Source organism: Paenibacillus oceani, assembly GCF_014705615.1.
GTDB classification, from domain to species: Bacteria; Bacillota; Bacilli; order Paenibacillales; family NBRC-103111; genus Paenibacillus_AB; species Paenibacillus_AB oceani.
Genome location: NZ_JACXJA010000005.1, coordinates 45,028 through 67,338 on the forward strand (window position 1 = coordinate 45,028; position 22,311 = coordinate 67,338).

15 protein-coding genes are annotated in these 22,311 nt (G+C 55.8%); 1 reads left to right on the forward strand and 14 read right to left on the reverse strand.

Annotated elements, in window-relative coordinates; translation table 11 throughout:
- Positions 1-59: 59 nt before the first annotated feature.
- The 7 genes from IDH45_RS03800 to IDH45_RS03825 all read right to left on the reverse strand — a co-directional run bounded on the left by IDH45_RS03800 (position 60) and on the right by IDH45_RS03825 (position 9,306).
- Positions 60-1,085, reverse strand: a complete 1,026-nt coding sequence (locus IDH45_RS03800; protein WP_190924857.1) for an efflux RND transporter periplasmic adaptor subunit — start codon at positions 1,083-1,085, stop codon at positions 60-62.
- Positions 1,069-1,800, reverse strand: a complete 732-nt coding sequence (locus IDH45_RS03805) for an ABC transporter ATP-binding protein (RefSeq protein WP_190924859.1) — start codon at positions 1,798-1,800, stop codon at positions 1,069-1,071. Before IDH45_RS03805 ends, IDH45_RS03800 begins: the two co-directional genes overlap by 17 nt.
- A 952-nt stretch (positions 1,801-2,752) precedes the next feature.
- On the reverse strand, positions 2,753-3,370 hold the full coding sequence (locus IDH45_RS03810) for a metallophosphoesterase family protein (protein ID WP_223836386.1): 618 nt from the start codon (positions 3,368-3,370) through the stop codon (positions 2,753-2,755).
- A 12-nt stretch (positions 3,371-3,382) separates the two neighbouring features.
- The gene (locus tag IDH45_RS33825; RefSeq protein ID WP_223836364.1) at positions 3,383-3,481 is read right to left on the reverse strand and encodes a metallophosphatase family protein; all 99 of its coding nucleotides are present in this window, start codon (positions 3,479-3,481) and stop codon (positions 3,383-3,385) included.
- Between the two features lie 15 nt (positions 3,482-3,496).
- On the reverse strand, positions 3,497-5,887 hold the full coding sequence (locus IDH45_RS03815; RefSeq protein WP_190924863.1) for a bifunctional diguanylate cyclase/phosphodiesterase: 2,391 nt from the start codon (positions 5,885-5,887) through the stop codon (positions 3,497-3,499).
- 132 nt (positions 5,888-6,019) lie between these two features.
- Positions 6,020-7,561, reverse strand: coding sequence for a response regulator (locus tag IDH45_RS03820; RefSeq protein ID WP_190924865.1), 1,542 nt, complete (start codon positions 7,559-7,561; stop codon positions 6,020-6,022).
- A 2-nt stretch (positions 7,562-7,563) separates the two neighbouring features.
- Complete coding sequence (locus IDH45_RS03825; protein ID WP_190924867.1) at positions 7,564-9,306, reverse strand: sensor histidine kinase; 1,743 nt, start codon at positions 9,304-9,306, stop codon at positions 7,564-7,566.
- Between the two features lie 208 nt (positions 9,307-9,514).
- Here IDH45_RS03825 and mgrA point away from each other — a divergent pair, with 208 nt between their 5' ends.
- Entirely contained in the window at positions 9,515-10,504 is a 990-nt protein-coding gene (gene mgrA / locus IDH45_RS03830) for an L-glyceraldehyde 3-phosphate reductase (RefSeq protein WP_190924869.1), read from the forward strand.
- Positions 10,505-11,044: 540 nt separating this feature from the next.
- Here the strand turns inward: mgrA and IDH45_RS03835 are convergent.
- The 7 genes from IDH45_RS03835 to mutS all read right to left on the reverse strand — a co-directional run bounded on the left by IDH45_RS03835 (position 11,045) and on the right by mutS (position 22,185).
- On the reverse strand, positions 11,045-13,762 hold the full coding sequence (locus IDH45_RS03835; RefSeq protein WP_190924871.1) for a transglycosylase domain-containing protein: 2,718 nt from the start codon (positions 13,760-13,762) through the stop codon (positions 11,045-11,047).
- Positions 13,763-13,912: 150 nt separating this feature from the next.
- Complete coding sequence (hfq, locus tag IDH45_RS03840; protein WP_190924873.1) at positions 13,913-14,155, reverse strand: RNA chaperone Hfq; 243 nt, start codon at positions 14,153-14,155, stop codon at positions 13,913-13,915.
- Between the two features lie 77 nt (positions 14,156-14,232).
- Positions 14,233-15,192: a tRNA (adenosine(37)-N6)-dimethylallyltransferase MiaA gene (miaA, locus tag IDH45_RS03845; protein ID WP_190924875.1), complete on the reverse strand. Its 960-nt coding sequence runs from the start codon at positions 15,190-15,192 to the stop codon at positions 14,233-14,235.
- A complete protein-coding gene (locus IDH45_RS03850; protein ID WP_190924877.1) occupies positions 15,189-15,962 on the reverse strand; it encodes a class I SAM-dependent methyltransferase in 774 nt (257 codons plus the stop codon). Before IDH45_RS03850 ends, miaA begins: the two co-directional genes overlap by 4 nt.
- Positions 15,962-17,983: a DNA mismatch repair endonuclease MutL gene (gene mutL / locus IDH45_RS03855; protein WP_190924879.1), complete on the reverse strand. Its 2,022-nt coding sequence runs from the start codon at positions 17,981-17,983 to the stop codon at positions 15,962-15,964. The genes IDH45_RS03850 and mutL overlap by 1 nt, the downstream gene beginning before the upstream one ends.
- Complete coding sequence (locus IDH45_RS03860) at positions 17,983-19,443, reverse strand: S41 family peptidase (RefSeq protein WP_190924881.1); 1,461 nt, start codon at positions 19,441-19,443, stop codon at positions 17,983-17,985. Before IDH45_RS03860 ends, mutL begins: the two co-directional genes overlap by 1 nt.
- A 15-nt stretch (positions 19,444-19,458) precedes the next feature.
- Positions 19,459-22,185, reverse strand: a complete 2,727-nt coding sequence (mutS, locus tag IDH45_RS03865) for a DNA mismatch repair protein MutS (protein ID WP_190924883.1) — start codon at positions 22,183-22,185, stop codon at positions 19,459-19,461.
- Positions 22,186-22,311: the final 126 nt, after the last annotated feature.

The following is a 22,311-nucleotide window of genomic DNA, read 5'->3' on the forward strand; positions in this document are numbered from 1 at the left end:
GGATCCTCCTTCCGAGGGGGCGCTTCATATCGGCGCTAGAGCGCAACGGCTCCTATATGCTATTGCAGGATAAGCTTTTGCCCTTCTCTAATGCCTTTAACGATCTCGATGCCGCTGGTCGTTTCCAGCCCTTTCTCGACGTCCACTTCTTTGATGCTGTCGCCTTCGAGCACCTTGACGAAATTACGTCCCAAATATTGCGACAATGCGCGCGGAGGAATGATCAGCACGTTATCCTTTTGCCTCGTTACGATGTTGATATCCGCATTGGCCCCCAGCTTCAGCTCCGGCGGATGGTCCTGGACCTGAATAAATATCGTTTTCGAATACCGTTCGGCCAGCTGCTTGTTGTCGGTAGCCGGCGTATTGGACGGCGACTGTACGACTTTTCCTTCCAGCTTTTGGCCTTTGATTGTCACTTCCACCGAGACGCCGGCTTGCACCTCGAGCATATCGGACGTATTGCCGGACGTGTAGGCCAGTCGCACCGAGTTCGGATCGGAGACAATGACATAGGTTTTATTCGCCTGCACCGAATCGCCCGGCTTGGCCGGATCGACGAACGTGATCATCCCGTCCATCTCGGCGCGCAGCGTTTTCCCCTCCACCGCTTTCCTCGCGTCGCTCAGCCGCAGCTCCGCTATATTCAGCTCCATGAGCCGGATTTTCATCTTGTTCGTATCCTGGGTTTGCTTGGCCTGTTCCAGGTTGTACACCGCCTGCTCGTAATCGCGCTCTTTCTCCTTCAGCACGATGGCCGAGTCGCCCGGATCGAGCACGATGAGCGGATCGCCCTTTTTGACCGGCGTGTTGTTGAGTACGAGCACTTCCTGGATTTTACCGGATACGCCTTTAAACTCATGATTTTTAACGTTCGTAGATTCGACTGTCGCCACACCCGAAATTCGTTTAATAATCGTACCGCTTTTCACTTCGACGATCTCATAATTTTCTTTGACCGGCTTCACCAGCGGCGGCTTCAACGGTTCCTCCTCCGCCGGTACGAGGGAGCAGCCGGCACAAGCGGCGGCGACGAGTACGGAGACCATAACGCGGCGAGCGTAAGCTTTACCCCTGATCGACAATTTGCCCATCCTCCAATGCGTAAACTTGATCGACGATTTCCATAATGGCAGGATCGTGCGTAGTGATGACGATCGTCATCCCTTCCATCTGTACGAGATCCTTGAAGATTTTAATGATCTGCAGCCCCATCTTGCTGTCCAGCTCGGCTGTAGGCTCGTCAGCGAGCAACAGCTTGGGACGGTGCGCAATCGCTCTCGCAATAGCGGTCCGCTGCTGCTCCCCGCCCGACATCTCGAAGGGCCGGTGACTCATTCTGGCTTTGAGCCCCACGCTTTCGAGCGCCCGCTCCGCCATTTCCCGATGATGTTTCGTTGGCGTGCCGGCGATCCGAAGGCCGAACTCCACGTTTTCGTAGGCGGACATAAGCGGCATAAGCGCAAACGACTGGAAAATGAAGCCCATCTGTACGCGACGCAGTTCGTTGCGCTTTTTCTCCCCGAGTGTCGTAATCTCCTGACCGCCGAAGTATATCGCGCCTTCCGTAGGCACATCCAGAGCCCCAAGCAAGTTGATCAGCGTCGTTTTACCCGAGCCGGACCGCCCCTTCAGCGCAACGAGCCGGCCGTACGGAATCGACAGGTTGGCGCCCTTCAGCGCGTGGACTGCGCTTGGACCGCGCCCGAACACCCGCTTGATGCCGACCGCCTTCAGAATCGGTTCGCTGCCCTGGGTTGAATCGTACAGCGCGATGTCGGTCTTGCGAATTGTCTCCATCTATATCCCCCCACTTAGCGCTGCTGGCCGAATGCATGAAACGTCAAATACCTTGATGTACATACTGTAAACGTATTCATCCGAACATAAAAGGAACTTTTTGTTGGAAATGGGGGGCGATTTGTTCGATTTTCCTGAAAACGGGATCCGCCAAGGGGCTGCCGCTCCGTATACGGCACACCCCGGCAGCGTGCAGCGCTTGAGGAGTCGGGCTTGTGGAGTTGGGCTTGTGGAGTAGGGCTTGAGGGCTTCGTTCCACCGTTCCTGTCTGACCGTCTACCCCGTCGGCCTTTCGGCCTTTCGGCCTTTCAGCCGTTCGCTCGTTTGATCCATCATGGAGTTCAGCCGCCCCCAATAAGGGTCTTTGGTATGTTCTATTTCCGGCCGATTCACAAACCGAAGCGACATAGAGGCGGTTTGCACCCCTTATTTCAACCAACGGATGGTGTCTGCACCCTTTTCGCCGATTTTAGCAGCTTCAAACCGTTCTTATTTCGTCAGCCGAACCGGTTTTGGACAAAATAAAGACTGCAAACCACCCTTATTCCTTGCAAAACGGCGGTCGGTTGCCCCCTCCCATTCCGCCCCGTTCCTTCTCACCTGTCCACAAGCATAGGGCCGGGCGGTTACGATTCACGATTCACGAATCTGCGACACTTGCTGAACCGCTTAAGAAAAATTTCTTAAGCGAAGCCTTTGTCCCGAGGCCTGGACCCTGCGTATCAGATAGCTTTTTTTCGTACAAAAATTCGCAAACCGGCCATTTCGCTTTTTCGAAGCAACGCATTTAAGCCTACCACACTTGCGACTTTACCTTACTCTGAAACCTTAACAAACCGCGTTCCTTACGGACGCGGTCCATCTTATAGGGTCAGTCAGCTACAGGTTCTTTACAGCGCTCCGGTTTATTGTACTTGTGGCGCCCCTTCTCCCGTCCGCTCCCGGCCTCGGCTTACAGCCGTAAATGCTGGTTTCCATGGAAAGCTCTCAGAATAAACGGCCCGTCTGGAACGTTCAGCGAGGAGTAGGATCGCAAAAACAAACTGTTATCGTATGGCGCTTCCTTCAGCTCGATCGCGACTTCCCCATCCCGAACCGTGACGACTCCGTATCGGGCGACCGGCGTATCGCTGCAGCCGAGGGCTCCCGGATTCATGTACTGTCTGCGGACTGTTCTAAACAAATGAACAGGGTGATGGTGACCGAAGCAGACGAGATCATAACCGCTATCTCCGTACAGCTTATCGAGCTTGACGCCGTCCGGGTCGGGGTCGATCGCCGCATATTGGCCGTCGTTCCCGAGATGGTAATGCGTCAACAAGATTCGGCGTCCCTCGTGCCGCACCTCCTCCTGAAGCGGCAGCCGGCTGAGATACGGGACAAACTTGGAATCCAGCCGTCCCGCGATCCACTCATGATGGGCAAATGCTTGCTCGTGCCCCGGCAAACACCCGTCGCCCCGAATGATACGCAGCACCGCCTGCTCATGATTGCCGGTGATACAAAACATGTCGTTACGCGCCGTCAGTTGCTCCAGCACTTCGTTCGTATCGGGACCGATCCCGATCAGATCGCCGAGGCACTAGATCCGGTCGAAATCGCCGGCTGCGTCGATGTGCCCAAGCGCCGCTTCGAGAGCCGGGCTGTTGCCGTGAATGTCGGTCAGTATCGCCGCCTTCATTGCAGTCCTCCTTGTTTAAGCTTGGATCGGCGTCCAAAACGTCTTCTCCAGTTCGTCCGGCGGAAGCGGTCTGCTGAAATAGTAGCCCTGGATTTCCTTGCAGGCGTTCGCTTTTAATATTTCCAGCTGGTCCTCCGTCTCGATTCCTTCCGCGATAACGTTCATATTCAGATGGCGGGCCATCGAGATAATGGTCTCGACGATCGCTTTATCGTTGTCGTTCATCGTGATGTCGGCAATAAACGACCGGTCGATCTTCAGCTTATGAATCGGAAACTGCCTCAAGTAGCTTAGCGAGCTGTAGCCTGTGCCGAAATCGTCCAGACTGATCCGGATACCGAGCCGGGCCAGATCGTCCAGGATCGCCTTCGAAGTGGCCGGGTCCATCATCATGCTCTCCGTAATTTCCAGCACCAAATATTCCGGCGCCAACCCCGTTTCTTCGAGAATGCGGGTCACATAACCGACCAGGTTGTTCTGGTGAAACTGCAGCGAGGACAGATTGACGGATACCGGAATCCGCGGCCCTCCTCCGTCGTGCCAATCCTTCATTTGCCGGCAAGCTTCGCGCAGCACCCACGTTCCGAGATCATAGATCAGTCCGGTTTCTTCGGCGAGCGGGATAAACGTTTTCGGGTACAGCAATCCTCTGGCAGGATGATTCCAGCGGACCAACGCTTCGATTCCGATCATGCTCCGGTCGGACGTGTCGAACTGCGGCTGGTAGTGAACGGTCAATTCGTCCCGCTCCAACGCTTTTCTCAGATCCGCTTCGAGCTCCATTTTCTCCGCCAACCCGGAATCCAGTTCGTGTGAATAATAACGATAGCCGTTTTTTCCGTGTTTTTTTACTTCGTACATGGCCGTATCCGCGTTGCGGAGCAAGATCTCGGACATTAGGCCGTGATCCGGATAGGCCGCGATTCCGATACTCGCGGTTACATAATAATCGTTGTCCTTGATCCGGTAAGGAACTTGCACCGACTGGATGATCCGATCCGCAAGCCGCGCCGTATCTCCGCTATATTCCTGACCGCTGCGGCACAGAATCGTAAATTCGTCACCGCCCATTCTGGCGATTGATACGTCGAACCCTTCCGCGCTAAGGAGCAGCCGCTCGCTTACTTCTTTCAGGAACATATCGCCGCATGTATGGCCGAGCGAATCGTTAATGAGCTTGAACCGGTCGATATCGAGAATCATAACCGAAAACCGGCTACCCCGCCTCTCCCCGTCCTCGATCGCTTCCGCTAACAGCTGGTTAAACTTTCGCCGGTTCGGCAGCCCGGTCAGCTCGTCATGATAGGCCAGATAATGGATCATCTGTTTGGAACGTTTCTCTTCGGTTATATCTTTGATTAACAGATGGGTGCCTGCCGCTTCCCCGTCGATCTCGACGGGAACGGGATTCACGCTCAGCTCCACGCGGCTGTTATCGTTTCGTACGAAGGTCGTTTCATAACTCGAATCTGCCGAGAGGCCCCCGGCGATTCCGCTGCCGAGCGACGCGATGGGCGCATCTTTGTATTCCGCCTCGGTGAATCCGGTAAGGATCGAAGCCGCCGGGTTGAAGCTGATAATCTTCCCCTGCGTATCGATCGATATAATTCCGTCCGAATTATTTTCGTACAGCGACCGGTACCACCGTTCATGCTGTTTGATCGCCGAATCTTTTTGCGAGAGCCGCTTGTTCACATACACGCTGAACAGCGTGAAGCCAAGAGTAAGCAAAATGCCTGCCGAGATAATCAAAGCGAGCATACCGGGCTCAATCCGCATCCCCCCGCTGGTCGGACCGTCGCCGGATCGGAAAGTAGCCGCCGCCATCCCCGTGTAATGCATGCCCGCAATCGCTGCGCCCATTATGGTGCCGCAGCCGAGCTTGTACAGGACGACGTAACGGGACTGGTTTTTGCGAAAAACGTACAGCAGCCATAAGGCTGCAAGCGAAGCGGCGATCGCGATCGCGACCGACAGGGCGACGAGCATCGGATTGTAGGTGATCTGAACCGTCATCGCGGCCATCCCGATGTAATGCATCCCCGATATTCCCGCGGCCATCAGAGCCGAGGCGGCCACCAGTTGCTTGGCGCCGAAGACGGTTCCGCTGACCGTATACAACGCTACACTGGAAACGGCTATAGCGAGCAGAACCGACATAACAAACGGCCCGAACTTATACGACACGTCCATCGGCAAGGAAAAAGCGAGCATGCCGACAAAATGCATCGACCAGATGCCAAGTCCCATCGATACCGCTCCGCACCCAAGCCAGATCGAGCGAGCCTTCCCTCTCGAGGTGACGATCCTTCCGGCCAGATCAAGAGCCGAATAAGACGCAGTTACAGCGATAATATAAGATAACGCGACCAGAAAAAGGTTGTACGAGCCGTGCACATGATCCATCGGTTTCCCCTTTCCATCCGCATTGATTATGTAGGTTATACGCAAGAAGGCCGGCTGCGTTGCGCGGCCCCGATATCGCAGGATGCCAGTGAAAGCTTCGCGGCGTCCTGAAAATAGACACCCTGTAGGTGTCTATTTGTGCGTCGCCTCGAACTCTTTCGGCGTACAGCCGACAAGCCTTTTAAACGTCTTCGCAAATGATTTCGGGTCGGAGAAGCCGACCGCTTCGGCAATTTCGTACACTTTCATCTCGCCGGAAAGCAGCTTTTTCTTCGCTTCCTCGATACGGATCCGGGTTAACGTCTCAGTCAGCGACTCCCCCATCTCCTTGCTGAACAAATCGCTGAGATAGCTGCGGCTCAGCTTCACGTGATCGGCGATATCGACGGTCCCGATGTTGCGCCGGTATTGCTCGCGCATGAATTGGACGGCTTTTTTGATAAACGGATTGTTCGACGCTTTGGAGCGCTCTCCGCCGTACGGCCTTCCCCACAGCTGCTCCGCTTCCTCGACCATGAACGAACACAGCAAGTCGGCCCGCGGGATGGAGCGGATCTGCTCCAGCGACACAGATTCGGGCTCGTCTTCGCTTCGCCGGGACTGCTGCCTGGCGAAGCCGGCCGCCAAGCCCAGCATATCGCATACGAAGCTTTGAAGCTTGGCGACGTTCGGCTTATAGCGCCGGATGGACTCGGCAATCATCTCGATCCAATGGCCGGCCGCTTCTTTGTTCCCGTTGGATACGGCCCGCAAAAAGTCGTTTCGCTCCTGAACGGGTAGCGGTGCTTCTTCCGCAGCGGGAAAATCGTCAACGATCAGCGGTCCGGCTTCTCCATAAAAGTACCGGTGCCCTTGCCGGCGATGAACCGCGAGCGCATGAACGAAATCTTGTGCCTTCGGGATCACCGGGCCCAGCCCGACAAACCAATCCGCTTGCGGTGGAGCGGCTTCCTTCAATTTCGTGTACACGCTTTGCGCGCATCCGAACATCCATTCATGACGTTCCTTCTCGGACAAGCTCCGGTCGGTGCCGCCCATCACGATCCATACTTTGTCGCTCCATTTCAATACGGCCTTACTGTGCGGGATCGTCCACTCCTCCAAGGAAGGGCGAAAGACGGAATCGGTCTCGACCCAGATGCTGAACGTCCCCGCCCCCCGCTGAAACAGCTCGGCCTCCAGTCTTGCCTCGCCCACGCCGGCCTGCACGTATTGACGCAGCCAATCGGCGAGACGATACGCTTTCGACTGCTTGAGCTGCTCCTGCCATTCCGCGATAACCCGCTTCGTATGGCGCTCTTCATCCAGCTTGGCGCGCACCGACCGGAGAATGTCGACCAGCCCGTCCGGCTCCATCGTCGGCTTCAGGATATAGTCCTGGGCGCCGAGCTTCATCGCTTCCTTCACGAGCGAGAAATCGTCGAGGCAGCTGAGGACGAGAAGCCCTACGTCTTCCTGCAATTCCTTCACTTCGCGCATCAGCGCAAGGCCGTCCATTCGTGGCATCCGAATATCCGTTATTACAATATCGATCTGTTCCTTGCGGAAACATTCCAGCGCCTCTATGCCGTCGGAGGCTTCGCCGACCAGATGGAAGCCGTGCTCCTCCCAGTCGACCAGCGTTCGCAAGCCGATCCGGATAATCGGCTCATCGTCGACGATCAACACATTCATAATCAGGACTCCTCATTTCGGTGAATAGGCAAAGACAAACGGACGGTAGTCCCCACATTCAACTTGCTGAACACATGCATCTTGTAATCCGGCCCGTAGTACAGCTTAATTCGCTCCCGGATATTGCGCAAGCCGATGCCGCTCATTCGTTCCTTGCTGCTCGCAGGGTTATGCTGCGGATTCACAACCCCGTCCGGCTCGGCTATGCCTATGCCGTTATCCTGTACCTGGCACAGCAGCATATCGCGGTCGAGCCAAGCCCGAATCGTAATCTCCCCTTCGCGGGGACTGTTCGCAAGCCCGTGAATGAGCGCATTTTCGACCAGCGGCTGCAGCATCAGCTTCGGCACGAGACAAACGGAGGCAAGCGGATCGACATCGAGGTTCAGCTTCACCAGATCGCCGTAACGGAACGACTGGATCGCCATATAGTCGCGCAGCAGCGCAATCTCTTCCTTCAGCGTAAGAAAATCGCCCTTCTTGCCGAGGCTCGCCTGCAGCAGACGAACGAGCGCGCTGACCGCGTCGGATATTTGCGGCGTTTTATGGATTTTGGCCACCCATTTGATCGTATTCAGCGTATTGTACAAAAAATGCGGATTCAGTTGATACTGCAGCGCTTCGATCTCCGCTTCTTTCTTAAGCGACTCCTCCAGCTTCGCCTGCTTGATCGTCTCCTCCAGACGATTCAGCATCTGGTTGTAGCTGTTTCCCAGTTCGTCGATCTCACGCACGCTACCGGAAGTCCAGTACGCCTTCAGATCGCCCGATTCGGCACGTTTCATAAGCCGGCGCAGCGAGTGCAGCGGGCGGGAGAACAAAGCGGAGAATAATACGGAGCTAACGATAGACACCGCGAGAACGATAGTGAAAAAGACGATCACCGTGTTGCGCATCGTTGATTTCAGCGCCATCCCGTCCGTATTCGGGACTTCAACATAACTCATCCACGTCTGTCCCGGTACCGATAACGGCCTCTGGGAGACGATCACATCCGGTCCCGCTCTCAAGAAAGCGTCTTTCTCCGAAAGAAACAAGGACGTGCCTTGCTCCATACCGGGCTGCCGGGTTCCGCTCTCGAACAGCACGGAACCAGTATCCGGATCCCACAGCGCCAGATTGGATAAGCCGCTGTCGCCGCGTATCTCGTCGAGTATGCGGGTCATATCCGCCAGGATTCGAATGGAGCCGTCCACATAATAGTCCGAACCGTACAAAGGACCGACCCAAGATATCCGGTTGCGTCCTTCTTCGCGTACGAAAAAGTCGGAGCGGTTAACCGGCATCTTCGAAGCGCGCGATTCGTAGTCCAGCGGGCTGCCGGCCGCGCAGAACGAGCTGCCCCCTTCGATCGCAAAGCAAAAATCAATTATATGTTTCCGGTACTCCAGCCGGTACGAGGCTGAATGCACGATCGATTCCTTCACTCTGCGCATCGCGGCGTCTTCCTCTTCCAAGCCGATCTTGCCGGATTTGAGCCACAGTTCCAACCCGGGGGTTTCCAGTAGCGATCTATATACATATTCGAGCTCCCGCATTTCTTTCTCCAGCTGGCGCGTGACCCGGTCATGCTTGGCCGATACCGCCGCTTTCCATTCCGCTTCGGTACGCTCCGCCGATTGGACGTAAAAAAACGTTAAGGCAATACAAACCGGAACAGATCCGATTATAATCAAATAAAGGAACATACGCACCTGAAAGCTTTTGAACGGCTGTGCGGCGAATAAGGAAACCAGTCTCTGCATGTCGTCACCTGTATGGTTGATATTGCCGAATCGATCCTGACTTACTTCGACAAAGGTGCTCCGGAATCCTACTTGAAGATGGAAGCGAATCGAATGCGCGCCTGAAAATCGGCGTACCGAGATCCGTTGTTGCAGCAGGACGGACGAAACCGTTATGATGAAGAGGTAATAGCGAGGATCTCTACATAGAGGAGGCGTGACAACAACAATGACCTACACTCCTGCAAGCGACCGGTACGAATCGATGGTATACAACAGGTGCGGACGTTCCGGACTGAAGCTGCCGGCGATCTCGCTCGGGCTGTGGCACAACTTCGGCGGAGTCGATTATCTGGAGAACATGAGGGCGATGCTTCGCCGTTCGTTCGATCTCGGAATTACGCATTTTGACTTGGCCAATAACTACGGTCCACCTCCGGGAAGCGCGGAAGAAAATTTCGGCCGGATTCTCAAAACGGATTTTGCCGGTTATCGCGACGAACTGGTCATCTCGACGAAAGCGGGCTATCATATGTGGCCGGGGCCATACGGGGACTGGGGTTCGCGGAAATATCTAGTTTCCAGCCTCGATCAGAGTCTGAAGCGGATGGGCGTTGATTACGTCGATATTTTTTACTCGCATCGTCCTGATCCGGACACTCCGCTGGAGGAAACGATGATGGCGCTCGATCACGTAGTGCGTCAAGGCAAAGCGCTGTATGTCGGGATTTCTTCGTACAATGCGGAGCAAACGGCCCGTGCCGCCGAAATTTTGAAGCAGCTCGGCACGCCGCTGCTGATTCACCAGCCTGCCTATTCGATGCTGAACCGTTGGATCGAAAGCGGTTTGCAGGACGTGCTGGACGAGACAGGGGCAGGCACGATCGCCTTTTGCCCGCTCGCCCAAGGGCTGCTTACGAGCCGGTACATTTCGGGAATTCCTGAAGATTCGCGCGCGGCCAAAGTGACCGGATTTCTGAAATCCAAAGATGTGACCGACGACAAAATCGCGAAAATACGCGCTCTGAACGAGATTGCCGAAGGACGCGGCCAGACGCTTGCGCAAATGGCGCTGGCTTGGGTGCTTCGAAGAGGCAAAGTAACTTCCGCCCTGATCGGCGCCAGCCGGGTATCCCAGATCGAAGAAAATGTCGCGGCATTAAATCGCCTGGGCTTCAGCGACGAGGAATTGGCAAAGATCGATTCCATATTGGCTTAAATGGCACAAAAAAGGCCGGCAAGGGGAACTGCCCTGCCGGTTTTTCTTGTCGCCAGAATGATTAAGTTCTCTAAGGCGATAAAGCATTGAAGTGAATCAGTGAATCCAAACATTCTGAATCAAGAAAAGCTGCCTCTTATGCAGGATCGTTTAGCGTGGTAAAGGCTTCGTTTAAAAGCTTGTCTTTAGAGATCAGAATGTGTATGTTCTTCTCCGCATTAAAACGGAGATGAGCCCGGAATGTAAGCTAAACCATATTCTAACGGACATGTTGAAGGTTATTTCGCTGAAGAACAGTTTTTTGAAATGTAATGGTCACCACAGCGCTTATTTCCTCCGAACCACCTCTAAAAGTAACATTTCTCCTCAATAGTTGCATTCATGTCCGTTAGAAATCAAATGGATCGAAATTCACCGTATTAACGACCGCTGTGTCCGTTAGAGTTTTTGTTCTTACACACCGTTCACAGCGGCATGTGCTTCGCGCCGATTCAATAGGGATAGAGTATAGCCGATTAATCAGATCGTATCCGATACCGTCTATTGGGTCTGATTAGGAACTTGATTCGGATTTGGAACCGGCTGCTGCGTACTTCCGCCTCCTGTACCGGCGGAGCCCGTCGGGGTCTGGTTGCCGCCGGATGTACTGCCCGTGCCGCTTCCCCCTGGGGAAGTACCGTCCGAGCCGCCGCTTCCAGTGCCGTTGCCGGTGTTGTTACCTGTGTTGTTGCCCGTGTTATTTCCGGTGTTGTTGCCGGTGTTGTTGCCGGTGTTGTTACCTGTGTTGTTGCCCGTGTTATTCCCGGTGTTGTTTCCGGTATTGTTTCCACCAGTATTTCCACTACCGTCGTTATTGCTATTGTTACCTCCGTTATTACTGCTGTTGTTTCCGTTAGTATTTCCGCTGCCGTTATTATTTCCGTTGCCGCCATTGTTGCCATCGCCATTGCTATTGCCATTGTTATTGCCGTTACCGTTGTTATTGCCGTTGCCGTTATTCCCGTTCCCCTCGCCGGGGCCTTGATTGCCGCCTGCCGGAATCTCGACCGTAACGACATTGGACTTCTCCGCTTCTATGCTCGTTGCCGAGTTGTACGGAACTACATAATACTCGTACTTGTCGCCCGGAATCGCCATATCGCGCAGCTCCGGCGTCGCCGAGCTGGCCAGCAGCTTCGGCTCGCTGTCCTTCGTTCCTTTGCGGAACACTTTATATACGATATTGTCGCCTTGGACCGGAGACCAGGTCAGTTTGACGGTTTGTTCTTCCTTGATGTAGGTGCCGGCCAGATCGCTGACGGTTGGCGGCGGTGCGCTGATATCCTCGATGCCCTTCGGCTTCACGAACTGCGAAGGCTTATAATTCACAAGCGCCTTCGTCATAACTTCCTTGAACAAAATAGCGGGCCGCGCGCTGCCGTCCTTCACGTAATGCTGCGTGTCGGTCGTATCGAAGCCCATCCAGATCGCCGCCGACCATTCCGGCGTATACCCGGCGAACCAGACGTCGCGGTTATATTTCTCCAGCCCTTTCAAATCCAGCTGGGTCGTGCCCGTCTTGCCGGCTACCGCCCGGTTCATCTTGGCGCTGGCTCCCGTGCCGTTATCTACGGCGTTTTTAAGCATCTCGGTCATATACCATGCGGTTCTCGCGCTCATCACTTGTTCCGGCTTCGCCGGCTTGTACGTGTAAACCTCCGAGCCTGCACGTTCGATTTTCAACACCGAATGGCTTTCGTTCAGTTGACCGTTGTTGGCAAACGCGCCGTAAGCCGCAGCCATCTGGAGCGGAGTAGCGCCTTTGGTCAATCCGCCGAGGGCGATCGCGAGATTCCGGTCTTTCGTTTCGTCAAGCGGGATTCCGATCTTTTTGGAAAAGTCCATCCCCCGCTTCACACCGATTTCGTTGAGCAGCCATACGCTGGCGACGTTGCCGGACTTCTGGATCGTTTGCTTCATGCTCATTTGTCCCAAGTACACGTTATCCCAGTTGGAAGGGGAATAACCACCGAACGACATCTTCTCGTCCTTCAGCATCGTATACGGATTGTACTTGTTGAAGTCGTACTCCATCGCCGGGGCGAACACAGTAATCGGCTTGAATGACGAGCCCGGCGCCCGCGGACGGACGGCCCGGTTCATATCTTTGGTCTTGTAGTCCCGGCCGCCGATCATCCCGATAATACCGCCTGTCTTATGATCGACGATGACCATCGCGCTTTGCATCTGCTGCTTCGGACCGTCGGCCTGGAACAGCTTATCGTTGGCGTAAGCCTGCTCCATCGCCTTCTGCGCGGTCTGATCCATCGTCGTATAGATTTTGTATCCTCCGCGCAGCAGCTCATCCTCGGTTTTACCGGTTTTCTCGACCGCTTCGTTAACGACGTAATCGATAAAGGCGGCGTATTGGTTGCTCTTGGTCGGAGGCTTGTAGTCGTACACGACTGCGGCCGCATTCGCCCGTTCTTCCTCGGTAATGTAGCCCTGGTCCTTCATCAGCTGCAGCACGACGCCGCGTCTTTCTTTGGAACGTTCCGGATCGCTGATCGGATTATAATACGACGGCGCCTTCGGGATCGCCGCCAAGGTAGCCATTTCCCATACTTGGAGCGATGTCAGGTCCGATTTGCCGAAATACAGCTTCGCTGCCGCCTTGACGCCATAAGCCCGATTGCCGAAATAAATCCGGTTCATATAGGCTTCCAGTATTTCATCCTTGCTCTTATTCCGCTCCAGCGCCAGCGCAATGGCCGCTTCGTTCGCCTTGCGGAATATCGTCTTGTCGGCGTCCAAAAACATGTTTTTGGCCAGCTGCTGCGTAATCGTGCTGCCGCCTTCAACAAGGCTGCGGTGCATAATGTCCTTGTACAGCGCGCGGCCGATCGACCAGAAGTCGATCCCGTTATGCTCGGTAAAGCGTTTGTCCTCGGTAGCGATAAACGCCTGCGCGAGTTTCTCCGGAATGTCGCTCATCGTCACCAGCTCGCGGTTTTCCCTGGCAAGCGTCATCACTTCCTGATTGTCTCTGTCGTACACGATGGCTGCGTCGGCCATCACCATCTTATCTTTGTTTTCCTCATAGTATTTTTCCCCGTTCAGCATGATTACGATATATCCCGCCATCGCGCAAAAAGCGCCAAGCGCACACGTAATCAAAAACCAGACAAGCAGCTTTTTCGGACGAAACTTCTTTTTCGCCTTTCTTTTTTTCGGTTGTTTTTTCGGCTGATTGGCGTTGGAGTTCCGTGTTGCGCTCATCGTCCGACTCCCTCCTTACCCGATTGAAGCAAAAGAACAACCCGGATGGGGTTGCTCTGCTTCTTTTCTTGTTCATTTATTAAACGTAACGGAGGCGCAAAAAGTTTCATCCGCACGTCTTGGCCCCGCAGAAAGCGGGTTCCCTCACGATCAGGATTCGGCGGCGGGCTCTTGAGGCATCAGCGATACCGGACGCTGCGGCGTAAAGGTCGAGATCGCGTGCTTGTACACCATCTGCTGGCGGCCTTCGCTGTCGATAATGATCGTGAAGTTGTCAAACGCCTTGATGTATCCGCGAATTTGGAAGCCGTTCGTCAAATAGACGGTGACTGCAATGCTCTCTTTGCGAAGCTGGTTCAGGAACGTATCCTGAATATTGATCGACTTGTTCATGAAAAGAGTACCCCCTAATCGTTTTGAATCATAAAATTCCACGGACGTATGCCGGAATTATTCGGATTGCTCCCTACTTATTCTGGATCGGGTGGAAACTTTCCTGCTATTATATCACTAATTATTTGCAAATGCGCAGAAATATTTGGCTCCGTCACGTCGACCCAGCGTATGTCTTTCATATGCCGGAACCAGGATAGCTGGCGCTTTGCAAACCGCCGCGTATTCCGCTTGAGCAGATCTACGGCCAGCGGCAGCTCGTACTGCCCGGTCACGTATCCGGCAATTTCCTTATAACCGAGACCCTGCATCGATACGAGATCGGTCGAATACCCTTTGTCCAGAAGCGACGCTACTTCCCGGATCAGCCCTTGCTCCATCATCAGATCGATCCGCTGCTCGATTCTCTCGTACAGCAGATCGCGCTCCATCGTCAGCCCGACGATACATAGTTCGTAAGGAGATTGCTTTTTTTGTCGGGCCAAATGTTCGGATTGCGGGATTCCGGTCAATCGGTACACTTCAAGCGCCCGGATCGTGCGCCTGCGATCGTTGGTATGAATACGCATCGCGGACGGAGGATCGATCGCTTTCAGCTTGTCGTGCAGCGCCTCTTCCCCATGGCTGTCCGCGTATTCGTTCAGCTCGAGGCGGTAGTCCTCGTCCGAGCCGCCCTCGCTGAACTGATAATCGTAACAGACCGATTCGACGTAAAGCCCCGTTCCTCCGACGATAAAGGGAAGCTTGCCCCGGCTGCTTATCTCTTCGATCAAAGCCCGGCTCCGCTCCTGAAACTCCGCGACCGAAAACGGATAATCCGGATTATGAATATCGATCATATGATGGGGAACGAGCGAGCGCTCCTCCTCCGTCGCTTTGGCCGTTCCGATATCCATCCCCCGGTATACCTGCATCGAGTCTCCGGATATAATCTCGCAGCCGAACCGGCCGGCCAGCTCCAGACTCAGCTTCGTTTTGCCGACTGCCGTCGGTCCGACGAGAACGAGCAGCGCCGGTTTCTTTTCCGTTTCCGTCAAGGGTGAATCACTCCATATGCTATTTTCGTTCGGGTGCGCAAAGGCTGCTGGAAGCCAAGCCGCTCGAATTCCCCGCTGTCGCGGTGCTCCTTCAGCACGACGCTTCGGCGGGCGACGCGGACGGCTTCGCGGATCGCTTCCTCCGTCAACGGCTCGTGATTGGCGGCCTGGCGAAGCGGGCCGATGCCGCTCGACTCCTCGACCGGCTGCCGGAACATCGGATCGAAGTAGACGATGTCGCAGCTGTCGTCAGGCATCATCCGGAGCACGTCCAGATGATGTCCCAGCTTCATCCGCACCCTTCGCATCGCCTCGTTAAAAGGCTCCAGATGCGTCTCGTAGGAAGCGAGCCCTTCCCTGACGATCGTAAACAAGGCGGGCTCGCTCTCGACCGCCGTCACGCTTCCATCGGGGCCGGCCACATACGAGAACACGATCGAGTCCGCACCGAGTCCCGCCGTACAATCGAGAATCCGGTCTCCGGGCTTCGCTCCCGTTATCTCGACCAGTCCGTCGTTCTCCCCGTTCATCAGCCTTTTCACACGGACAAACGAAAGGGACGGATGGAAGAAAAGCGGAGCGTCCCCGTCTCCGTAATAATGCAGCTCCCGTTCGGACACCAGCATAAAACGGGAATCGCGGTAGCGTTCGCCCAATCTGCGCACCGATGAAGTGCCTCGCGGAACATAACGGACGCCGAGTTCCGCAGCCAGCCGCTTCGCGCGCGCTTCCGCATCGGGCGAAGGGGAGTAGGAAGTCGTAACCAGCATCACATCACCCGCTTAAACATTTTTTCCAGCTCATAAGTGGAGAAGCTGACCACGATCGGACGGCCGTGCGGGCACGTATACGGGTTGCGGCAAGCAGCCAGCCTGTCGAGCAGCGCTTCGATCTCGGTCGTGCTGAGCGATTGGTTCGCCTTGATCGAGGCTTTGCAGGAACACATAATCGCCGCCTTCTCGCGCAGCTTGGTCAGCTCGACCGATTTTTTCTCGGCCAGCAGCCATTCGGTCATCTCCTCCACCAGCGCCTTTTCTTCTCCGTCAGGAAACCAGTAGGGAAGCGCCCTGACCAGAAACGTGCCGCCTCCGAACGATTCGAGATAGACGCCCACCTGTTCGAGCACCGGCAGCTTATCCCGGATGACGTCCGCTTCGGCGGACGTAAACTCCAGCGTAATCGGCACGAGCAACTGCTGGCTCGCTTCGGCCGGTTTGCCGAATTTCTCGTAATAAAACTCGTAATTGATTCGCTCATGGGCCGCATGCTGGTCGATCAGATACAAGCCGTTCTCATGCTGCGCCACTATGTAGGTGCCGTGCATCTGGCCGATCGGGTCCAGTCTCGGAAATTGCGGAGCGGCGGGTTTCGTTTCCGCAGCAGCCTCCTTCGCCGGGAGCATATCAACCAGCTTGTCGTAAGAGAGCCCGCTTTTCGGCTGCACCGGATAGGCCGGCTCGCGGGAAACGGCTTGTTTCTGCGAATACGGGTTAACCGGCTGGCGTACCGGCTCGCGAAACTCCTTCGCAGCACCCGGATACGGCTCCTTCTCGACAGGAGGCGCCGGCATCGCCGCCTCCCTCGGCTCCGAATCGGGCCGTGCCGCGCTCACCGGCAATTGCTCCGGTGCTTGGACCGTTTCCGACGAAGCGTCTCCTTCTTCCGGAATGCGAGGAAGAGGAGGAGGCTCAGGAAGCGGATGATCCGGCAGAGTGTCCGGGGCCGGGGTGCTCCGATACAGTTCCATCCGCTCTTGGACAACGGCCGCCTTCGGCGTCGGTCTGGAGGCTTGGGGGATAAGAACCTGACCTCTTAGTATACTCCGAATCTGATCTTCGATAAACCGGACGAGCTCCTGCTCCTTGCTGAACCGGACTTCCAGCTTGGCCGGATGGACGTTCACGTCGACCAGCGACGGGTCCATGCCGATATGCAGCGCCGCGATCGGATACCGGTTGATCGGCAGCAGCGTGTGATAGGCGCTCATCACGGCGCCCGACACCGCGTAATTACGGATCGTGCGGCCGTTCATGACGATCGTCATCCCTTGTCTGTTCGAACGGGTGACATCGGGACGGCTGACGTATCCCTTCAGCGTATAGTCGGCGTTCTCCCCCTGGACGGGAAGCAGCGCCTTGGCCGTCGACGTTCCGTATACGGCGGCCATTACCTGCAGCAGATCACCGTTGCCCAGCGTCTGCAGCAGCAGATTGCCGTTATGCTTCACGCTGAACGCGACATGGGGATGCGCCATCGCCAGGCGGTACATATAATCGGATATATGCCCGAGCTCCGTCTGGATCGTCTTCATATATTTCAGCCGCGCCGGTGTGTTGTAGAACAGCTCCCTGACGGTCATATCGGTGCCGCGGGAAGCGGCCGTCTCCTGAAACGCCTTGATGGAACCGCCCTCGATAATCAGCTTGCGTCCGAGTCCGCCCGTCTCCGCAGCGCTGACGCACTCCACCTTGGAGACAGCAGCGATACTCGGCAGCGCCTCTCCGCGGAACCCTAACGTGCGGATATGGAACAAATCTTTGCCGCTCTCGATTTTGCTCGTCGCATGACGGAAGAAAGCGGCCTCGCAATCTTCCGTAGCGATGCCCGACCCGTTGTCGGTTACGCGAATCAGCTGCAGGCCGCCCTCTTCCACCGTCACATCTATTCGGGTGCTCCCCGCATCAAGCGAGTTTTCGACGAGCTCCTTCACGATCGACGACGGACGTTCGATTACTTCGCCCGCCGCGATCTGGTTTGCCACATGCTCGTCCAGCACTTTAATTTTTCCCATTAAACCCCGTTTCCTTTCGTGGTCAGCACCGTTTTCTCCGCATCGCTCATCCATTCGATTCCGGGGAACTTCTCCTTAAACTTGGCCAGCTCGATAAAACCGGTACCTTCTACAATGCGGAAGCCCGAATTCGCGTCGAACAGGATACGTTCCGCTCCGGCGCCGATATCGACTCCCGCTGCGGTATCGTTCCACTCCAGCGGTTTGCCTGCGAAGGCCGCCAATACCCGGGCCGGCAAATAATCTTTGTCGTCCAGCTTCAGGCGGGGCAGACCGACATCGAAAAATTCCAAACCATTCACCTTGTAGGTGTGCCGGAACACTTCCAGGCGAAGCTCCTTAAGTCCGGCTGTATGAAGACCGATCAGCAGCTGCGGGACGTAACCTTCCGTGTTCACATCCGGCGTCAATCCGACATGGTTGACCGGCCGTTTTTTCGGCGACAAATATTCCTGGATCGTCAGCTTGAGCACACCGCCGGATTCGAGCGGGTACAACCCCTGTACGCTGCCTTTCCCGTATGTTTTGGTGCCTACTGCCGTTGCTTTGTGATAATCCTGCATAGCGGCCGTTAACACTTCGGATGCGCTGGCGCTGTTTTCATTGACGAGAATTACGACCGGGAATTCTACCGTTTTGCCGTTCAGAATCTCCAGAGGCTCATCGATATCGTCACGATCGCGGGTATGGATCAGGACCCCTTCCGGGATAAACTGCTCGGCGATATGCTTCGCCGTTTCCAAATATCCGCCCGGGTTGTCGCGCAAATCGACGACAAGTCCTTTGATTTTCCGGTATTTCAGGTCGGAGAGCATCAGAGCGAACAATTCGTCGGCATCTTCCGAGAAGCTGTCAATGTTCAAATAACCGATCTGGCCTTCCATCATGCCGCCGTCAACGACCGGAAGGTGGATCTGCCCCCGCTTCGGCTTCAGGTTCAGCTCCTCGCCGCCGCGTCGGACCGTAATCGACACTTCCGTTCCTTTCGGCCCGCGGACGAGTTCCGTAACGTCATTAAGCGTCATGTCCGCCGTCGGCTTGTCCGCTACGGCTACGATATAGTCGCCGCGCTTCATCCCGGCTTTCTCGGCCGGCGATCCTTCGAAAATTTGAACGGCGATATAGCCGCCTTCATCGTGGCCGAGCCGCATGCCGATGCCGGGGTAGTTCAACTGGATGGAACTGTTGAACGAGTTCCATTCCTTCTCGTCGAAATAATCGGTGTAAGGATCATTCAGCGAACCGATCAGTTCTTCGATCGAACTGTTCTCCGACGCTTTGACAGACGAACCGTTAATATGCATCTGATGGATCAACTGATACACTTCTTTGTATTGCTGCTCCTTCGTCGCCTGTTCCGCCGAAACGGCGGCAGGGAACATCAGGGCGCCGAACAGAGCGAGGGAAGCGCTCCATGCGGGCAGTCGTTTCAAGAAGCCGGATACCGGAGCTTTTTTCATGTGGAGCCCTCCTCGTTATTTTAGGTCTGCAGATGCTTTCTGCTTTAGTTCGTACAGGAAATTCATCGCCTGAAGAGGCGTCATATTGATCAGATCGGCTGACTTCAACTGCTCGACCAGCTTCTCGGCGGCAAGCTCCGACTTGGTCTTCGTCTTGCCCCCGGGCTTGTCCGACTTCTCGCCTTCGCCGAACAGGCTGAGCTGCACGATAGGCGAAACTTCCATCACCCTGTCCGGTTGCGGAAATTCCGCTTGCACAGCGGCGGACAGCGGTGAGGACGGCTTCGTCTCGTTTTGCCTCAGCGCCTCCTCGACGGAGGCTGCCGCTTCGCCGGGACTTTGCAGGACCGAGGAGATCGCCTCGAACCGGTTCAGCAAGTCGTAAGCCCGGTCGATAATCGAGTCCGGAAGCCCGGCGACCCGCGCGCAGTAAATCCCGTAGCTCGTGCTTGCCGCGCCGCGAATCATTTTGCGCAAAAACGTAACGTCCTGCCCGCTTTCCTTCACGGCCATGCAATGGTTGCGGAGCGCAGGCATCGTCTCCTCCAGGTGAGCCAGCTCGTGAAAATGAGTCGATACGAGCGTCTTGCAGCCGATGCGGTCGTGCAAATATTCGATGACCGCCTGGGCGATCGCCATCCCTTCGGCGGTTGACGTGCCTCTGCCCAGTTCGTCGATAATGACGAGACTGTGCGAGGTTGCCTTGGCGGTCATCGTCCGGATATCCATCATCTCGACCATGAACGTGCTCTGTCCGCCGACGAGGTCGTCCGCAGCGCCGATTCGGGTGAAGATGCGGTCGACGATCGGCACGACGGCCCGTTCCGCCGGGACGAAGCAGCCGATCTGCGCCATGATGCAGATCATCGCCACTTGGCGCATGTACGTGCTCTTCCCCGCCATATTCGGTCCGGTGATCAGCAGCACGCGGCCGTCGTCCGCCGCCATCTGGGTATCGTTGGCAATAAACGAGCCGTCCTTCAATATCGCTTCCACGACAGGATGACGTCCGTCTTCGACGTTCAGCTCATATTGGCCGGACAATTCCGGCTTGCGGTACCGGTAAGCGGCGCTTACCGCCGCAAACGACTGGAGCACGTCCGCGGTGGCGATCGTCTCGGCCAGCAGTTGCAGACGTTTGACCTCGCCGGCCAGCTTGTTCCGCAGCTCGATGAACAGGTTGTACTCGAGATCGACCATCTTCTCCTCGGCTTCGAGAATAAGCGCTTCTTTCTCCTTCAGCTCCGGAGTCACGAACCGCTCCGCATTGGCCAGCGTCTGCTTGCGCTCGTAGCGGTTCTCCGGCAGCGACCCGAGGTTGCTGCGCGTCACTTCGATATAATAACCGAATATTTTGTTGTAGCCGATCTTCAGCGAACGGATGCCGGTCGCTTCGCGCTCCTGGCGCTCCAGCTCGGCGATCCACTTCTTGCCGTTCGTGCTCGCTTCCCGGAGCTGATCGAGCCGTCCATGGAAGCCGGCCTTGATCAATCCGCCTTCGCGGACCGATACCGGCGGCTCCTCGGCGATCGCGTCTCCGATCCATTGCAGGATATCGCCGCAATCATCCATCGTTTCCCCGAGCGTCCGGAGCGTCGCCGACCCCGAGGAGATACAGAGCTGCCTGACCGACGGTACCTGCATCAGTGACAGCTTCAGCGCAAGCAGATCGCGCGCGTTGGCGCTGCCGTATGAGATACGCCCGACCAGCCTTTGCAGATCGTACACTTCCTTGAGCTGCTGCCGCAATTCCTCCCGGACGATCAGCCCGTTGTACAAACAGTCGACGGCTTCAAGCCGCTGCTCGATCGCATCCCGGCTCGTAAGCGGTTTGTCGATCCATCTGCGAAGCAGCCTCGCGCCCATGGAAGTGACGGTTCGGTCCAGAAGCCACAGCAGCGAACCTTTTTTGGACCGTTCGCGGACCGTCTCGGTAAGCTCCAGGTTGCGTCTGGTGAACGGGTCCATCGTCATATGCTGCTGGCGGTCGTATGCCTCGATATGCGTTATATGGGATAAGGAGCGCTTCTGCGTCTCGTTCAGGTAGGAGAGCAGCAACGAAGCCGCATCCCGGCTTACGGACGGAATCGCCTGCCGCTCCTCCTCGGGAAACTGGCTCTCGAACAGCACTTCGTCCATGCCGGATCTAGCCGTGAACAGCTTGGTGGTCAGCCAGCCGGACATCGAGCTTTGCAGCTTGTCCAGCAGCTCCGGCTGTCCGATCAGCTCGGACGGAGCGTAGACGTTAATCTCGTCGACGAGTTGCTCCAGCGTATCTTCGGTTTTCGTCACGAACAGCTCGCCGGTCGACAGGTCGCAAGCGGCGAGCCCATATTGATCGTCCGCGGAGGTGACGCAGACGAGGAAGTTGTTTTTCGTCTCTCCCAGCGTCTTGCCGTCCATGACGGTGCCCGGTGTCACGATCCGCACGATCTCCCGGCGGACGGGGCCTTTCGCTTCCGCAGGATCTTCGACCTGCTCGCAAATCGCAACCTTATATCCTTTCTCGATCAGCCGGGTTATGTACGATTCCGCCGAATGGTACGGAACGCCGCACATCGGTATGCGCTCCTCCATGCCGCCTTCCCTGCCGGTCAGCGTGATCTCCAGCTCTTGCGAAGCTTTGATCGCATCCTCGAAAAACATCTCGTAAAAATCGCCCAGGCGGAACAACAAAAAAGCGTCCTCCGCCTGCGCCTTGATCGATAAATATTGCTCGATCATCGGTGTATATTTGGTCATGTCCATCCCCCAACCGCGATTGATGCGCCAACGGATGCCGCTAACGTCTCTTCTCTATCAAACTATTATATCATAAATCGCGGCTTTCTCCTTGTTTTGCAGCCTTAGGAAGAATTTTAGAGTGCA

Excerpts from the sequence above, each read along its gene's own strand:
- IDH45_RS03860 (WP_190924881.1), bottom strand. The coding sequence starts at position 19,443 with ATGAAAAAAGCTCCGGTATCCGGCTTCTTGAAACGACTGCCCGCATGG.
- IDH45_RS03815 (WP_190924863.1), bottom strand. The coding sequence starts at position 5,887 with ATGGATCATGTGCACGGCTCGTACAACCTTTTTCTGGTCGCGTTATCT.
- IDH45_RS33825 (WP_223836364.1), bottom strand. The coding sequence starts at position 3,481 with ATGAAGGCGGCGATACTGACCGACATTCACGGCAACAGCCCGGCTCTC.
- mutL (WP_190924879.1), bottom strand. The coding sequence starts at position 17,983 with ATGGGAAAAATTAAAGTGCTGGACGAGCATGTGGCAAACCAGATCGCG.
- IDH45_RS03825 (WP_190924867.1), bottom strand. The coding sequence starts at position 9,306 with ATGCAGAGACTGGTTTCCTTATTCGCCGCACAGCCGTTCAAAAGCTTT.
- IDH45_RS03850 (WP_190924877.1), bottom strand. The coding sequence starts at position 15,962 with ATGCTGGTTACGACTTCCTACTCCCCTTCGCCCGATGCGGAAGCGCGC.
- IDH45_RS03805 (WP_190924859.1), bottom strand. The coding sequence starts at position 1,800 with ATGGAGACAATTCGCAAGACCGACATCGCGCTGTACGATTCAACCCAG.
- mgrA (WP_190924869.1), top strand. The coding sequence starts at position 9,515 with ATGACCTACACTCCTGCAAGCGACCGGTACGAATCGATGGTATACAAC.
- IDH45_RS03820 (WP_190924865.1), bottom strand. The coding sequence starts at position 7,561 with ATGAATGTGTTGATCGTCGACGATGAGCCGATTATCCGGATCGGCTTG.
- IDH45_RS03835 (WP_190924871.1), bottom strand. The coding sequence starts at position 13,762 with ATGAGCGCAACACGGAACTCCAACGCCAATCAGCCGAAAAAACAACCG.
- mutS (WP_190924883.1), bottom strand. The coding sequence starts at position 22,185 with ATGACCAAATATACACCGATGATCGAGCAATATTTATCGATCAAGGCG.
- hfq (WP_190924873.1), bottom strand. The coding sequence starts at position 14,155 with ATGAACAAGTCGATCAATATTCAGGATACGTTCCTGAACCAGCTTCGC.